General features: G+C 64.9%; 10 protein-coding genes and 1 rRNA gene. 2 read left to right on the top strand and 9 right to left on the bottom strand.

Going from position 1 to position 14969, the window contains the following annotated elements; all coding sequences use genetic code 11:
- Nucleotides 1-101 precede the first annotated feature (101 nt).
- Nucleotides 102-1985: an amidohydrolase family protein gene (locus J5M73_RS23765; protein ID WP_102861793.1), complete on the top strand. Its 1884-nt coding sequence runs from the start codon at nucleotides 102-104 to the stop codon at nucleotides 1983-1985.
- A 51-nt stretch (nucleotides 1986-2036) separates the two neighbouring features.
- On the opposite strand, the gene J5M73_RS23760 is transcribed toward J5M73_RS23765, so the two are convergent.
- The 7 genes from J5M73_RS23760 to J5M73_RS23730 all read right to left on the bottom strand — a co-directional run bounded on the left by J5M73_RS23760 (nucleotide 2037) and on the right by J5M73_RS23730 (nucleotide 11550).
- Nucleotides 2037-3356, bottom strand: coding sequence for a tryptophan 7-halogenase (locus J5M73_RS23760; RefSeq protein ID WP_102861794.1), 1320 nt, complete (start codon nucleotides 3354-3356; stop codon nucleotides 2037-2039).
- The gene (locus J5M73_RS23755; protein ID WP_207816261.1) at nucleotides 3341-4024 is read right to left on the bottom strand and encodes a S8 family serine peptidase; all 684 of its coding nucleotides are present in this window, start codon (nucleotides 4022-4024) and stop codon (nucleotides 3341-3343) included. Before J5M73_RS23755 ends, J5M73_RS23760 begins: the two co-directional genes overlap by 16 nt.
- The gene (locus J5M73_RS23750; RefSeq protein ID WP_207816259.1) at nucleotides 4014-5732 is read right to left on the bottom strand and encodes an ABC transporter ATP-binding protein; all 1719 of its coding nucleotides are present in this window, start codon (nucleotides 5730-5732) and stop codon (nucleotides 4014-4016) included. Before J5M73_RS23750 ends, J5M73_RS23755 begins: the two co-directional genes overlap by 11 nt.
- Nucleotides 5732-7636: a sigma-54-dependent Fis family transcriptional regulator gene (locus tag J5M73_RS23745; RefSeq protein WP_207816257.1), complete on the bottom strand. Its 1905-nt coding sequence runs from the start codon at nucleotides 7634-7636 to the stop codon at nucleotides 5732-5734. Before J5M73_RS23745 ends, J5M73_RS23750 begins: the two co-directional genes overlap by 1 nt.
- Before the next feature lie 315 nt (nucleotides 7637-7951).
- Nucleotides 7952-8977, bottom strand: coding sequence for a histone deacetylase family protein (locus tag J5M73_RS23740; protein ID WP_102861798.1), 1026 nt, complete (start codon nucleotides 8975-8977; stop codon nucleotides 7952-7954).
- A 10-nt stretch (nucleotides 8978-8987) separates the two neighbouring features.
- Nucleotides 8988-10217 carry a Zn-dependent hydrolase gene (locus tag J5M73_RS23735; protein ID WP_207816255.1) on the bottom strand — a complete coding sequence of 410 codons (1230 nt, stop codon included), beginning with the start codon at nucleotides 10215-10217 and terminating at the stop codon, nucleotides 8988-8990.
- A gap of 19 nt (nucleotides 10218-10236) precedes the next feature.
- On the bottom strand, nucleotides 10237-11550 hold the full coding sequence (locus tag J5M73_RS23730; RefSeq protein ID WP_207816254.1) for an MFS transporter: 1314 nt from the start codon (nucleotides 11548-11550) through the stop codon (nucleotides 10237-10239).
- A 176-nt stretch (nucleotides 11551-11726) separates the two neighbouring features.
- On the opposite strand from J5M73_RS23730, the gene J5M73_RS23725 reads away from it, so the two are divergent.
- Complete coding sequence (locus tag J5M73_RS23725; RefSeq protein ID WP_102861801.1) at nucleotides 11727-12662, top strand: LysR family transcriptional regulator; 936 nt, start codon at nucleotides 11727-11729, stop codon at nucleotides 12660-12662.
- A 57-nt stretch (nucleotides 12663-12719) separates the two neighbouring features.
- On the opposite strand, the gene mrdA is transcribed toward J5M73_RS23725, so the two are convergent.
- Both mrdA and rrf read right to left on the bottom strand, forming a co-directional pair.
- Nucleotides 12720-14612, bottom strand: a complete 1893-nt coding sequence (gene mrdA, locus J5M73_RS23720) for a penicillin-binding protein 2 (RefSeq protein ID WP_102861802.1) — start codon at nucleotides 14610-14612, stop codon at nucleotides 12720-12722.
- Nucleotides 14613-14872: 260 nt separating this feature from the next.
- Nucleotides 14873-14969: ribosomal RNA gene (rrf, locus tag J5M73_RS23715) — 5S ribosomal RNA — on the bottom strand; the annotation flags it as partial.

Here is a 14969-nt window from a genome sequence, read left to right as displayed (position 1 = left end):
AGCGCTGCTACGCTCAGCCCGGGCCCGCTCGACAGCTGGTACAAGGAGCCCGGCCCCTCTTCCTGTACCCCTCATACCATCGCACCGCCGAGGAACGCATCATGGGATCGAATGGAAATGATCACGACCACATCCAGTGTGGATGCCACAACCCGATCTGGGAGGCCTTGAAGCACAGCCTGAACCCCGCCGGCCATCTGACGGGCCAGCCTGCCAACGCCCATGGCCCGGGCCTTGAAACGGGTGGCGAATCCATCGTCTTCACCCATGGCCACATCTATCCGCTACGCAACGGCAACATGGACGAGCGGGTCGAGGCACTGGGCATCCACGCCGGCGATGTGGTCGCCTCAGGCACCCTGGCCGACGTCGAATCCCGCCTGCGAGCCCTGGGCATCGCCTACAGGGTCCAGTCGCTGGAAGGCAGGACCCTGCTTCCGGGCCTGGTCGAGCCCCACGCGCACATCGTGCAGAGCTGCGCCATGGAAGACTGGATACCGGTGGGCGCGTTCGATCAAGAGCGACAACGCCTGCGAGAAACCTACGATTGGAACTGGTTGGTCGAGACCCTGCGCAGTGCCCCGGTCAAAGACCCTTCGTCATGGATTCTCGGGCGCATGGTCGATCCGGCCTTGATGCCGTTCAAGAAGGTGGAAGGTGGCCTGAACCAACTCATAACCCTGGGCTGTGGCTTCGATGAAGAGATCGGTAACCTGGACAGCATCGACGCCGAGCGCCCGATCCTGCTGATCAGTGCGTCGATGCACACCGCCTACATGAACAGTGCGGCGAGCGAAGCGGTCTTTCGCAAGACCGGCGTCAAAGCCAACAAAGGCCTGTTGCAGGAGCGTGAAATCCTGCACGCCATTCGCTCCATTCCGGTCCAGCAGCAGTTGCAGATGCTGAAGATCTTCAAGCACCTCGAAGACTACTTCAACACCGCCACGCAACGCGGAATCACCCTGCTGTACGACGCCATGATGGACCCCATCTCAAGACTGGTGCTAGACGCCTACTTCCTGACTCATCCCAGGAATCTGCGGATCGGTTACGCCGCCGCCTGCGACGGCTCCGCCAAAAGCCTGCAAAGCCTGCCACCCTATCGACCCGCCACCCGCGAAGAAGCCAAACGCATCTACCAGGGCTCGGTGAAGCTGGTATCAGACGGCTCCAACCAGGGCCTGACCGGCTACCAGAGCGTGGACTATTGCTGTGAAACCACCCCCCGCCGGGGCAATTTCAATGTCTGCGACGAGCAGCAACCAGACCCGCAAACCCTCCCCGTGGCCTACCAGACCCTGGTCAGCAAAGCGGTCGAGACCGGCTGGCCCCTGATGATTCATGCCAACGGCGACCGAGCCATCGACTTCACCCTACAAGCCTACGCAGGGGCCTTCAAGGACGGCAACGGCCTGGAAAAGCGCCATCGCATCGAACACTGCTCGCTGCTGAACGCGGACAGTCTTGAGCGCATGAACCAGCTGGGGCTGTCACCGAGCTTCCTGATCGGGCATGTCGGTTACTGGGGCTACTCCTTCCAACAGGCGATTTTCGAGCAGCGGGCCGAAACCATGCTCGACCTGTGCAAATCGGCCCTCAAGCACAATCTGCGCATTTCCCTGCACAGCGACTGCACGGTCACCCCACTGGGCCCCCTGCGCTCCATGGAGCAGGCCGTGACCCGCAAGATGGAGGGCATCCGTAGCACACAATCGCCGTATCCGGTCCTGCAGAACCCTGAAGACTACCCGGTGCTCAACGCTGGCGAATGCCTGTCTCGCCAAGAGGCGCTGAAAGCCATCACCTACGATGCCGCCTGGCAATGCCACGCCGAGCGCTGGATGGGGTCGTTGCAGGACAACAACTTCGCCGACCTGGTGATTCTCGAACAGGACCCGCTCGACGAAAACATTCCGGCTACCGGCATCAGGGACATCCAGGTCTACCAGACCTGGAAAGGCGGCCAGCGGGTGTACCAACGCTAGCTGAACCTACCGGGCAGTGAACCTGAGCCCGCTCGCTTGTGCACGGCGGGTTCAGGGTCGATAGCCCTGGGCCAGCAACCAGCCCCGCACCACCCGCCCCTGCTCCGGGCTCAGGTCCGCCAGGGCCTGGTTCGGGGGCTGGTGCTGTAAGCGGCGCAACAACGGCGCCAGCTCCACACCCTGCACATGCCAGATACCCAGGGGCTGGTCCGGGGTGATCACCACTTCAGCTTCATCCACCAGGCCATCGCGCAGGACCGGGGCGTGCTCGATACGCAGGGCGGTAAAGTCCACGGCCGCGTGCGCCGGCTGCTGGTCCGGCCAGTGCCGACGGGCCTGCCAGAACGGTTGCTCGGGCCAGCGCTGCTCGTCGGCGTAGAAATCCCGGCCGATGCGGGCAAAGCGCAGGAACAGCTGCTCCACCCGTTGCTGATGAAAGCGCCCGGCCAGGGCTCTGCGCTCCGGCCGCTGCAACAGGGTGTTGATCACCGCCGGTGCCTGCAGGGCCGAGGACAGGGACTGGAAGATGCCATTGCCAGACAGCGGGTCCACCGCCATGGCCGCATCCCCGACCCGCAACCAGTTAGCGCCGCACACCTGGGGGCAGAGAATGGCCGTGCTGCTACGGGCGTGCAGCTGCAGATCACGTTCGGCAGCGCCGGCAAAAAAATCCGCGACCAGGGCAGACGCCTGGCGGCGCTGACGGCAGTACTCCAGCAACTGCGCCTTGCCCGGCAGTGCGGCGCTGGCCACATCCAGGGTCAGTTGCCAGTAGCACTGGCCGTCGCTGCGCCGGGCCATCCAGGCCCAGCCGTCCTCCAGGCTGTGCACGGCACTGGCGGCAGTGCCAGACGGCCCTTGCCAGCGGTTGAGCAGGCTGAGGGTTTCCGGGCCTCGCCGGCCGTTTCCGACGCCGTGCTGCAGGGCCTTGTCCAGCGCAGGCGCCTGACGCCCGCGGGCTTCGACCAGGAACTCGCCGAGCAGCTCCTCGTGCCCCTGCACCTGCACCCGGTGCCCGAGCGCCGTGGACTGCACCCTAAGTACACGGCCCTGGATCAGCGTCACCCCGGCCTGATGCAGGGCATCGCGCAGGCCACGGTCGAACGTCGGGCGATCCAGCAGGTATTCGATGTTCTGTGCATGCTGCGCGCCGTTCCACGCCACTTGCCGCTGGGAAGGATGCAGGGCCTGGGCCAGTGCCGACTCCAGACCGGCGCCGCGCAAGGCTTCCAGCACCCGCAGCGAGACCCCTTCCAGCGCCGCAAAACGCCGCCAGTCGCTGATCAGGGTCACCGGGTAACCGAGGCGCCGCAGCCCCAGGGCCACCGCCGCGCCGGCCGGCCCCGCCCCCAGGATCAGGATCGTTTGCATGGCACGCTCCGGCGCTCGGGCCCCTGGTAGGCGGCCTGCTCCTGCAGCCACTGGCGCACCTGCAGATTGCTCGCGCCGGGCTGGGTCTTGAGGTAGGCACCGATATGCCCGCTCAAGGCGGCACAGCCCAGGCTGGCGCCGGACGGCCCCGGGCGGCCGGCGCGCACGCAGGCGGCGAAATCGGCCTGGGCCGTGTTCAGCCAGGACCATTGCTGCGCACTGCAACGCGCATCGCCGGTAACCCGCAACACGCCGGGATAGCGGGCCGGGAATACCGGCTCGCCCTGGGCCGGGCTGGACGCGCAGAGCAGCACGCCGCGTGCCACGGCCTCGGCGCAGGCGGCGCGCAGTGAATCGCGATCCTGGCGCAGCCCGAGGCTGAGGTTGATCAGGCGTACATCCTGTTCCAGCAGCCAATACAGGGCGGCACTGACTTGCGCGGCACTGGTGACTCCGCGCTGATCGAACACCTGGGCCAGATACAGCTGGGCATCGGGCGCGCGCTGCCCGATGGCCTCGATGATCGCGCTGCCATGACCGAGGGCGTCCTGCTGCAACTCGCCCTCGCCCATGCCTTCGCCCAGCAGATAGAAACGCCGACCGGCCACCACCCGTTGATGAGGGGCATGGCCGCTGTCGATCACGCCGATGCGCAGCTCAGGCTTCATGGGCCACCACCACGCTGTGCAATACACCGTCGAGCAACTCGAAACGCAGGTCGGCGTCGGCCAGGGTCGAAGGCCGGTGGCTGATGAGGATGCGCGTGCGCCCGGCGAACAGGCGGTCGATGGCGTCGATCACCTCGCGCTCGGTGGCCTCGTCCACCGCCGAAGTGGCTTCGTCCAGCACCAGGATCAGCGGGTCCTGGAGCAATGCACGGGCGATGGCGATGCGTTGTTTCTGCCCGCCGGACAGCTGCTGGCCACGCTCGCCCAGGGGGCTGTCCAGGCCCTCGGGCAGGGACTCGATCAGCCCCTGCAGTTGCGCCAGCCGCGCCACTTCGGCCACGGCCTCGCGGCTGGCAGCGGGCACGCTGTAGGCCAGGTTGTCCGCCAGGCTGCCGCGAAACAGCACGATGTCCTGGCTGACCACCGCCACCTGACGGCGCAGTTGCGCCAGGTCCAGTTGACGCAGGTCGATGCCCCCCAGCAGCACCTGCCCGGACTGGGGGTCGTGATGGCGCTGCAAGAGGTCGATCAGGGTGCTTTTACCGGCCCCCGAAGTGCCGCTCAGGGCCACCTTGAGGCCATAGGGAATCCGCGCTTCGATGCCCTTGAGGGTCGAGCCGCGCCCCGGATGACTGAAGTGCACATCCTTGAAGTGCAGCTCGCCGTTGTCCGGCACCGGCAAGGGCGCTACGGGGGCGCTGATGTCCGGCTCCTCACCGCGCAGTTCCATGACCCGGCCCAGGCTCACGGTCATGCGCTGGATCGCCACATACAGTCCCAGCAGGCTCTGCACCGGTCCCACCGCCATGCCCAGGTAGGTGGAGAAGGCAATCAGCGCCCCCAGTTGCCAGGTGCCCTGCACCACCCAGTAACCGCCAATCAGGAAGGCGCAGGCCCGGGACAATGAGGTCAGGGTGCCGGGCACCGCCTGGGTGAAGAACTCGGTGACCTGCAGCTTGAGCAACTGGCTCATGTAGCCCTGGCCGAGGCGGTCCAGGCGCTGAGCCTCCCGTTGCTGCTGGCCGGCGCTCTGGATGAACTTCATCACCGGCAGGGTTTCCACCATGAACGAAGACATGTCCGCGGAACGCTCGCGCAACTGGCGCACATCGCGCTCCACCTTGCGCCGCATCCAGCGCAGCCAGAGCACGTCCAGGGGAATCAACACCAGGGCCAGCAGCGAGAGTTGCCAGGACAGGGTCAAGAGCATGGCCAGGGCGACGACAAGACCGATCACGCTGGACACTGCGGAAAACAATGAGTCGACGGCAAAGCGCTGGATCTCCGCCACATCGCCGTCCAGGCGCGACATCAGGTCGCCGATTCGCCGCTGCCCGTAGAAGCTCGGCGACAGTCGTTGCAGATGGCGGTAGAGGTCGTCGCGCAGGGCGAACAGGATGCGTCCGGACAGGCGCGTATGCAGGTAGCGATTGACCCCGGACAACAGCGTGCCCAGCAGACCGGCAAGGATCATCAAGCCGGCGATCAGCACCAGTTTGGAGAAGTCCCGGGCCAGCAGGCCGTCGTCGATCAGCAGCTTGGTCAGCCAGGGTTGCACCAGCACCAGCAACGAGGCGCACACCGACAGCCCCAGCAGGCCACCGATGGCCAGCCGATGGGGCCGCACGAAACTGTAGAGCCAGCCCAGGGCGGCACTCAGGGCCTGGGGATCGCGGCTGTCCACCAGCCGGGTGATCAGGCGCCGCATCAGGCGCGCAACTGCTTGAGCTTGCGGTACAGGGTCGCGCGGCTGATGCCCAGGGCGTCCGCAGCCGCCGAGACATTGCCCTGATGGTTGTCCAGGGCACTGCGGATCAGCTCCAGCTCGTTCTCGCGGATGCTCCCGGTCTGCGGCCGCTCGCTGGCCTGCAGATCGTCGAGCATGCTGTCGGGCAGATGTTCCAGGCCGATGTGGCACTCGCCCTCTTCGCGCAGGGCCAGGGCGGTGCGCAGGACCATCTCCAGCTGGCGGATATTGCCCGGCCAGTGGTAGTCCGTCAGCAGCCGGCGCAGTTCGTCGCTGAGGCTCACGTCGGCGCCGCCGAGCCTGGCCAGCAGGCTGTCCACCAGCGGCTGCAGGTCTTCGCGTTCACGCAGGGCCGGCAGCAGCACGCTGATGCCGTTGACCCGGTAGAACAGGTCTTCGCGAAAGGCCTGGTCCTGCACTTGCTGCTTGAGGTCGCGGTGGGTGGCGCAGATCAGGGCAATGTCGATGTCCTGCTCCTCGCCGGCTCCCAGGGGCGCTACCTTGCGGTCTTGCAGCACTCGCAGCAGGCGGGCTTGCAGGGCCAGGGGCATGTCGCCGATCTCATCGAGGAACAGGGTGCCGCCATGGGCCTGTTGCAGGCGCCCGATCATGCCGCCGCGACGTGAGCCGGTAAAGGCGCCTTCGCGGTAGCCGAACAGCTCCGACTCGATCAGGCCTTCGGGAATCGCCGCGCAGTTGACCGCGACAAAGGGTTTCTCGGCACGACTGCCCGCACGATGCAGGGCCCGGGCCAGGACCTCCTTGCCGGTGCCGGTCTCTCCCAGCAACAGCACTGGCAAGCCGTTGGCCAGGCCCTGGCGGGCCATGCGCAGGGTGCGGGCGTAGCGGCTGTTGCCCCCGGCCAGGGCTTCCAGGTCCTGGGGCATGGGCGTGGCTTTCGGTGTGCTGCGGGGCGTGCGGTGCAGGTTCAGCGATGGCTGCGGTGCCCGCAGGGCCTTGTAGAACAGCTCGCCTTTGGCGGTCTGCAGGCTGCCCACGGCGCCTTGCTGCAGGCGGGCCAGCAGTTGCAGGCCGTCGAGCCCGAGGAACTCTTCGCAACGCCGTCCCACCAGGGCCGCGCGCGGGGCGTTGAGCAACTGGCAGGCCTGGCCGCTGACCGCAAGAATCTGCCCGCCCAGGCTCAGGGCCAGCAGACCTTGCCAGGGCGATTCGAGGTATTGCCGACGACTGTGGAAGGCCAGGACGATCTGCTCCGGGTAGGAGGCATGGAACACCCGCGCCTCGATCTGGCTGACCGCCATGGACAACAGTGCGGTGCTGTCCTGGACGCGGCCCAGGGGGCCTTCGCGGGTCAGGTCAAGAACGCCGAGGATCTCGCCCTGGGGGCATTGGATCGGCACCGAGGTGCAGGAAAAATGGCTGAGGCGGTCCAGGTAATGCTCGCCGCAATCGATCAGGGTCGGCCGGGCTTCCACCAGGGCCGTGCCCAGGGCGTTGGTGCCACGGGTGGCCTCGCTCCAGCAGGCGCCGAGGGTGATGTCCTGCACCCCGCTGTCCTTGAGCCGGTCGGCACGGCCCTCGATGGCCAGGATGGTGGCGTCGGCATTGGCCAGGATGATCAGGCCGTCCTGGCCCTGATGCTGGGTCAGGTAGTCGATGGCCGGGGTTGCCGCGTCCAGCAACAGGCGATTGCTGGCCAGCAGCACCTCAAGGCTGGCGCCAGATTCCAGGGTCAGTTGATGCTGACTGCCAAAGTGCACGCCATGGCTGAGGCTGCGCCGCCATGAGGCATCGATTTCCGCACGCAGGACCCCGTCGGGGATCTCGCCTTCCAGGTGCAGCCGCTCCCGGGCCAGCCGGGCTTCGTGTTGCTGCTCACCCTTTGTTGTTTTTATAAGAGTCATCAAGCGCTCCGAATCGGTCCGCCCGCTATACCCGCTCCACTCCCTTGGATTGCGCGAGGCACGCAAGCCGTGGTCAATGTCTACACCGGGTTCAGAGGGCAGTAAAGGGGCTTTGCCCGGATCATCGGGCAGCCCTGCATTGCTTACCCTGTCATTCGAGATCAAGCAAAACCTGCGCCAGTGGGACGGGCGCCCGAGCATCTTGACGTTAACGTAAAGCAAATGGCAAGTACCCTACGCCGGCAAGCCAGCCCCTGCTGCAGGAGCTGGCTTGCCGGCGAAAAGGCCTTCGGGCGAAACGCCGTCCGGCCGGTCCTAAAGGGACCAGGCGGCGCTGTCGGCAAAGAAGGCGCGGGCGTTGTCTTCCAGGCTGTCAAGGTGGTAACCCCCCTCCTGGACAATCAGGCACGGCAGGCCAAGGCTGCGGATGCGCTGGCCAAGGATGGCGAAGCCGTCTCGGGTCACCGCGACCTTGCTTTGCGGATCGAGCTCGTAGATGTCGAACCCCAGAGACAGCACCAGCACCTCGGCGCCGAATGCCCTCACCGCGGCCAGGGCCTGTTCCAGGCGGGCGAGAAAGTCCGCTTCGCTGGCGCCATGGGCCATCGGCAGGTTGAGGTTATAGCCCTCCCCCGCGCCGCTGCCGCGCTCTTCGGCAAAACCGCTGACCCCGGGGTAAAAGTTGGTGGGGTCACCATGCACCGACACGTAAAGCACGTCGTCCCGCTCGTAGAAGATTTCCTGAATGCCCTGGCCGTGATGCATATCGGTATCCAGCACCGCGACCCGGGCGAATTTTTCCCGCAGAACCTGAGCGGCGATCGCCGCGTTGTTCAAGTAGCAGAAACCACCCGCGGCTTCGGCCCGGGCGTGGTGCCCCGGCGGGCGGCACAAGGCATAGGCAGCAGGTTCGCCATCCAGCAGGGCACGGGCCCCGGCGATGGCGCTCTGCGCCGACCAGTAGGCCGAGCGCCAAGTCTGTTCGCCCACCGGACAACTGCCGTCGGCCAGATAGCAAGCGGCCTGGGCGAGGACCCCGCGCAAGGCATTGGGCTCACGCACGAAGATGTTGGACATGACTTCGTCACCCCAGTCCTCGGGAATTTCATTCCAGTGCGGGTAAGCCTCCTCCAGGAATTTCAGGTACGGCGCACTGTGCACCGCCAGCAACGGCTGCAGACCGGCGTCCTCGGGTTGGCACACCGCAAAGCTCAGGGAATGCGCCGCCTGCACCAGGCGCTGGGCGCGCTCGGGGACTTCCTGAGGCGTGCGCAGCTGGCCCCGGGAGTAATAGCTGCGGGGATGGTGAAGCAATTGTTCAGGGTGGAAAAAACTGCGCATCAAGGTCTCCTCAGGCCACCCGGCCGGCACGGGCCAGCACGGCATTAAGCAATACATCGGCGCCCTGGCACACGTCCTCGGGCAACACGTCTTCGGCTTCGTTATGACTCAAGCCACCGACACAGGGAATGAACACCATGGCGGTGGGGCAATAGCGCGCCAGCAAGATGGCGTCGTGGCCCGCGCCACTGACGATGGACTGATGAGGATAGCCCAGCCCGTCCACCGCCTGCTGCACCGCCGCCACGCACTCGGCATCAAAGGGCGTGGCCGGGCTGAGCCAACGGCGGTCGATGCGGACCTTGAGCCCGCGCTGCCGGGCAATGCGCTCCAGGCGTTCCTCAACCTGCTGCTCCATGGCGGTGATCTGTTGATCATGGTGGTGGCGCAGGTCGACGGTGAAGGTCAGCAACCCGGGAATGGTATTGCGCGATGACTTGGCAACGCTCAGCTCACCGACAGTGGTCAGGCCTTGCGGGGCAAAATCCGCTGCCACCTGCTCCACGGCGAGGATCATCTGCGCGGCGCCATACAGAGCATCCTTGCGCAGTGACATCGGCGTGGTGCCGGCGTGGGCGGCCCTGCCTTCAACCTGAACGTCGAGCCAGCGGATCGCCTGACCGCCACTGACCACGCCGATGCTCTTGGCGTTGTCTTCAAGGATCGGGCCCTGCTCGATATGGGCTTCGAAATAGGCATCCACGGCCCCACCCAAAGGCCGATTGCCGGCGTAACCGGTGCGCTGCAGGGCCTGGGCAACGCTGATGCCATCGGCGTCGCGTACCGCCAGGGCGGCGTCCAGGGACATGGCCCCGGTGAACACCGCCGAGCCGAACATCGCCGGGGTGAAACGCGCGCCTTCCTCGTTGGTCCACACCGCCAGCTCCAGAGGCTTGCGCGTCTGGACTCCGAGATCATTGAGCGTGCGCAGCACTTCCAAGCCGGCCAGCACGCCGTAGACACCGTCGAAACGCCCGCCCTCGGGCTGGGTGTCGAGGTGGCTGCCCATCATCACTGGGGCTGCGTGCGGGTCACTGCCGGGCCGCCGGGCAAACAGGTTGCCGATGGGGTCGACGCTCAGGGTCATGCCGGCTTCTGTACACCAGTGAGCGAAGAGCTCGCGCCCGGCCCGGTCCTCATCGCTCAGGGCCAGGCGGCAGCTGCCGCCGCGAGCGGTGGCGCCGATTTCGGCCATGGCCATCAGGCTCGCCCAGAGGCGTTGGCCATTGATTTTCAACATCGATCGTGTCTCCGGACAATCAAGCGTGGGACGCCATTTCCAGGCGATGGGCGTGGGCGTGACGGCGCGACAGGGCCAGCACGCAGATCAGCGAAACGGCAGCGATCAGGCTGTAGAACAGCGCCATCGGCCACCATTGGCCAATAAACCGATGGGCCAGCCAGGTGCCGATCAGCGGGGTCAGGCCACCGGCCAGGGCACCGCAGACTTGATAGGCCAGGGAGATCGCGGTGTAGCGCACCCGCGTCTCGAACATGCCGCTGACGTAACCAGCGATCACCGCGTAGAAGGAGGCCATGCACACCACTGCCAGGGCGATGCCGAGGATCATCAGCGGCGCCTGGCCGGAACTCACCAGGACGAACATCGGATAGGGCGAGGCCATGGCCAGTACTGACACCAGGCATAGAAAGCGCGTGGCGCCGATTTTCTCGGCGGTCCAGGCCGCCAGGGGCTGGATGCAGAACTGGATGATCGCCACCACGAACAGGCATTCGAGAATCAGCGAACGGGGAATCTCCAGTTGCTGGGTGGTGTAGGCAATCATGAAGGTGTTGGTGAAATACACCCCGGCGATCCCCAGGGTGTTGGCGCCGATGCACAGCAGCAGCGGACGCCAGGCCGTGCGCAGCACTTGCATCACAGGTGCCTGTTCCTTGCGCAGCGATTTGGCCGCCTGCTCGCGGCTGGCGAGAAACTCCGGCGACTCGTTGACCCCCAGGCGAATCGCCAGGCCTACCAGCAGCAACAACGCGCTGGCGAGGAACGGCAGGCGCCAGCCCCAGCTCATCAACGCGTCCTCGGGCAGGCGGGTCACGGCGCTGAAGGCCAGTAGCGAGAGGATCAAACCCGCCGGGCTGCCCAATTGCGCGAAGGAGGCGAAGAAGTTGCGCCGGCCCTTGAGCGCATGTTCGCCGGCCATCAGCACCGCCCCGCCCCACTCGCCTCCCACGGCAATGCCCTGGACGATGCGCAGCAGGATCAGCAGCACCGGGGCCAGGGCGCCGATCTGTGCATAAGTCGGCAACAGGCCGATGCACACCGTGACCACGCCCATCATCAGCAAGGTGATGACCAGGGATTTCTTGCGGCCGATACGGTCGCCGATATGGCCGAAGATGATGCCCCCCAGGGGCCGGGCGAAGAAGCCCACGGCGAAGGTTCCGAAGGCGGCCATGGTGCTGAACAGTTTGTCGTCGGAGGGGAAGAACAAGGCACCGAACACCAGCGCCGCAGCGGTGGCGTAGATGTAGAAGTCGTACCACTCGATCATGGTGCCGATAAAGGCGGCGGCCGCGGCCCGACGTGGCTGCGGCGAAGCGGAAGGCTTCATGGTTGGCTCCTTTGGTTATTTTTGTGGCAGGAGAAAGGGTCAAGCGCAGGGGCTTCTGTGGGCGTCCGTCTGGGGGGATTTATCCGTTTCGCCGGATAATTAGTCAATTTTCTATTGGTTATCTCGATTATTATCCTTGCTTATTATTCGCCTAGATCCCGATCCAGAGCCCTGCCATGTCCGACCGCGATGCCCGACGCCTGCTCAATGACCGCCTCGACTGGAACCTGCTGCGCACCTTCCGGGTGATCGGCCAGGAACTGAGCATCAGTCGCGCAGCGGCGCGCCTGCACCTGACCCAACCGGCAGTGAGCCAAGCCCTCAAGCGCCTGGAAGAACAGCTGGGACGACAGTTGATCGCCCGGCGCGGGCCGCGTTTTGCCCTGACTGAAGTGGGCGAACAGATCTTTGCCCTGGCCGGGGAAATCTACGGCCAGATGTCCCAGGTCAGCAGCGTGCTGGAGCAACCCGCCGACGAGGTGATCGGCAAGGTGCGGCTGTTGATCATCAGCCGGATCCTCAATGAGCGTTTCGATGACTTTCTGGCCGACTTCCATCGCCAGCATCCGCGCGTCGACCTGGAGGTGGAGGTGATGCGCAGTTCGGACATCGTCAGCGCCCTGCAAGAGAAGACCGCGACCCTGGGCCTGAGCCTTAATCGGCGGCCACAGCCACGCCTGGAACAACGGCTGTTCCTGCGGCAGCGCTACGCATTTTTTTGCGGCAAGCATCACCCGTTGTTCGGGCGCCAGGACGTGGCCGAGGGCGATCTGCAGCGAGAGAACTTCGTCAGTTTTACCAGCTACCAGATCGGCGGCATGCTCTCGCCGCTGACCATCTTCCGTGACCAGCAAGGCTTCAGCGGGCGCATCGTCGCGTCGTCGCCGAGCCTGGAGGAGGTACGGCGCCTGGTGATCGCCGGGTTTGGCATCGGCTGCCTGCCTGAGCACGTGGTGGCGGCCGATGTCGACGCCAGGCTGCTGTGGCGTCTGCCGCCCCACGACGGCATCGCCGATGTCGACATCCATCTGCTGTGGAACCGTGAACAACGCATGAGCCGTGCCGAGGTGCTGTTCCTGGAGCTGCTGCAGGAACGCCTCAGCGCTCAGTGAGGCAAGGGACGCTCGGGCGGACTCACAAGATGCCGGGCAGCCCGGTGTTGCAATGAGTCAGACGTGGGGATCGCCAGGGGCCTTGGCGGGTGTAGCGTATTGCGGCTTGAGGTGGCCGTTCTGGTCCAGCAGCCAGGCGTCCATGATCTGTCGCACCACGGGCCCGGCGACCCGGCCGCCGGCCTCACCGTTCTCGATCATGACCGCAATTACGATCTGTGGGTGCTCGGCGGGGGCGAAGCCAACGAACAAGGCGTTGTCGCGGTTGCGCTCGCGGGTCTTGAGGCGGTCATAGCGTTCGCCCTGCTTGATCGCCACCACCTGGGCGGTGCCGCTCTTGCCGGCGATGCGGTACTGCGCACCGGCGGCGGCAGCACGGGCGATGCCCCGCGGGTCGTGCATCACCATCTGCATACCGTGGCTGACCTGATCCCAGTCGTGGGGGTTCTTCAGCAGGATGTTGGGCATTGGGTGCTCATCCACCGGAGCCACGCCATCGATGGTCTTGGCCAGGTGCGGGCGGTTCCACACGCCCTTGTTGGCGATCAGCGCTGTGGCCTGGGCCAGTTGCAGCGGCGTGACCTGCATGTAGCCCTGACCAATGCCGAGGATCACGGTTTCCCCCGGGAACCAGGGCTGGCGGCGGGTGGCGCGCTTCCAGTCTTGGGATGGCATTAACCCGGGGGATTCCTCGAACATGTCCAGAGAGACTTTCTGACCCAGACCGAACATCGCCATGTAGTCGTGCAGGCGGTCGATGCCGAGCTTGTGGGCCAGATCGTAGAAGTAGGTGTCGTTGGAGCGCATGATCGCTGCGTCCATATCCACCCAACCATCGCCGCTGTGGTTCCAGTTGCGGTATTTGTGATCGAAGTCCGGCAATTGGTAGTAACCGGGATCGAAGACTCGGGTCGAGGCGGTCACCACGCCGGTGTCGAGGCCGGCAATCGCCACTTCTGGCTTGATGGTGGAACCCGGTGCGTAGAGGCCGCGCAGCACCCGGTTGAACAGCGGGCGGTCGATGGAGTCGTGCAGTGCCGCGTATTGCTTGAAGCTGATGCCGGTGACGAACAGGTTTGGGTCAAAGCTTGGCTTGCTGACCATGGCCAGTACTTCGCCCGTGGCGGGGTCGAGGGCCACCACTGAGCCGCGACGGTCCCCCAGGGCCTCTTCGGCAGCTTCCTGGAGCTTGATATCCAGGCTCAGGACGATGTTCTTCCCGGGGATAGGATCGGTGTGTTTGAGCACGCGCATGACCCGCCCCTGAGCGTTGGTCTCCACCTCTTCATAGCCGACGTGACCGTGCAACTCGGACTCATAGAACTTCTCTACGCCCGTCTTGCCAATGGACTGAGTGCCACGGTATTCCACCGAGTCCAGGGTCTTGGCTTCTTTCTCGTTGATCCGTCCAACGTAGCCGATGGAGTGGGCAAAGTGGGCGCCCATGGGGTAATGGCGGACGAACTGGGCTTGCACATCCAGTCCTGGCAGGCGGTACTCGTTGACCGCAAGGACGGCGATCTGCTCTTCGGTGAGCTCGTAGAACAGGGTCACGGGGACGAAGGGGTGGCGGGCCTGCTTCATTTCCTTGTCGAACAGGGTTCGATCCTCTGGCGGCAGGTGCAGCAGGTCGATTACCGTGTCCAACTCGCCTTTGAGATCAGTGGTGCGTTCGCGGGTGATGGTCAGGTTGAAGCTGGGGCGGTTGTCCGCCAGGACCACGCCATTGCGGTCATAGATCAGCCCGCGGGTCGGGGTGATCGGCAGCACGTGGACACGGTTGTTTTCCGAGACGGTGGAGTGATAGTCGAACTCCACCACCTGCAGGAAGTACATGCGTCCTACCAAGGCGCAAGTAATGGCCACCACCAACATAGCGCAGGCGAGCAGGCGCTTGTTGACCAGGCGGTTCTCTTTTTCGTGGTCCTTGATCGGAATCGCTTCGGGCATTGCTACAACTTCTCGTTGAATAGAGGTCGACGCTGATCCGTGCGGGTGAACTCAAGTCCTTAAAAAGAGCTGCACCATAGCAAAAACCACTCACTGTTTTTGAGGGGATTTCCATCACGAGTGATCAATGGTGCTGGCCCTCACTGCGGTTGTGGGGCTATGCGTGGGCAATGTCCTTTCTGGTCGCTGTAGGACTTGGCTTTTTCTCCGCGCAAAAACAAAACCCCAACTGCTTTCGCAATTGGGGTTTCGGAATTTAATCTTGACGATGACCTACTCTCACATGGGGAAACCCCACACTACCATCGGCGATGCATCGTTTCACTTCTGAGTTCGGGATGGGATCAGGTGGTTCCA

It is taken from the genome of Pseudomonas sp. 50_B (assembly GCF_017491625.1).
Classification (GTDB): Bacteria; Pseudomonadota; Gammaproteobacteria; order Pseudomonadales; family Pseudomonadaceae; genus Aquipseudomonas; species Aquipseudomonas danubii.
Note: the sequence above shows the minus strand (reverse complement) of the source record. Positions and strands in the feature narration are given on the sequence as shown.

What these genes read in the sequence shown, in the direction of transcription:
- J5M73_RS23765 (WP_102861793.1), top strand. Translation starts at nt 102, where the DNA reads ATGGGATCGAATGGAAATGATCACGACCACATCCAGTGTGGATGCCAC.
- J5M73_RS23760 (WP_102861794.1), bottom strand. Translation starts at nt 3,356, where the DNA reads ATGCAAACGATCCTGATCCTGGGGGCGGGGCCGGCCGGCGCGGCGGTG.
- J5M73_RS23755 (WP_207816261.1), bottom strand. Translation starts at nt 4,024, where the DNA reads ATGAAGCCTGAGCTGCGCATCGGCGTGATCGACAGCGGCCATGCCCCT.
- J5M73_RS23750 (WP_207816259.1), bottom strand. Translation starts at nt 5,732, where the DNA reads ATGCGGCGCCTGATCACCCGGCTGGTGGACAGCCGCGATCCCCAGGCC.
- J5M73_RS23745 (WP_207816257.1), bottom strand. Translation starts at nt 7,636, where the DNA reads ATGACTCTTATAAAAACAACAAAGGGTGAGCAGCAACACGAAGCCCGG.
- J5M73_RS23740 (WP_102861798.1), bottom strand. Translation starts at nt 8,977, where the DNA reads ATGCGCAGTTTTTTCCACCCTGAACAATTGCTTCACCATCCCCGCAGC.
- J5M73_RS23735 (WP_207816255.1), bottom strand. Translation starts at nt 10,217, where the DNA reads ATGTTGAAAATCAATGGCCAACGCCTCTGGGCGAGCCTGATGGCCATG.
- J5M73_RS23730 (WP_207816254.1), bottom strand. Translation starts at nt 11,550, where the DNA reads ATGAAGCCTTCCGCTTCGCCGCAGCCACGTCGGGCCGCGGCCGCCGCC.
- J5M73_RS23725 (WP_102861801.1), top strand. Translation starts at nt 11,727, where the DNA reads ATGTCCGACCGCGATGCCCGACGCCTGCTCAATGACCGCCTCGACTGG.
- mrdA (WP_102861802.1), bottom strand. Translation starts at nt 14,612, where the DNA reads ATGCCCGAAGCGATTCCGATCAAGGACCACGAAAAAGAGAACCGCCTG.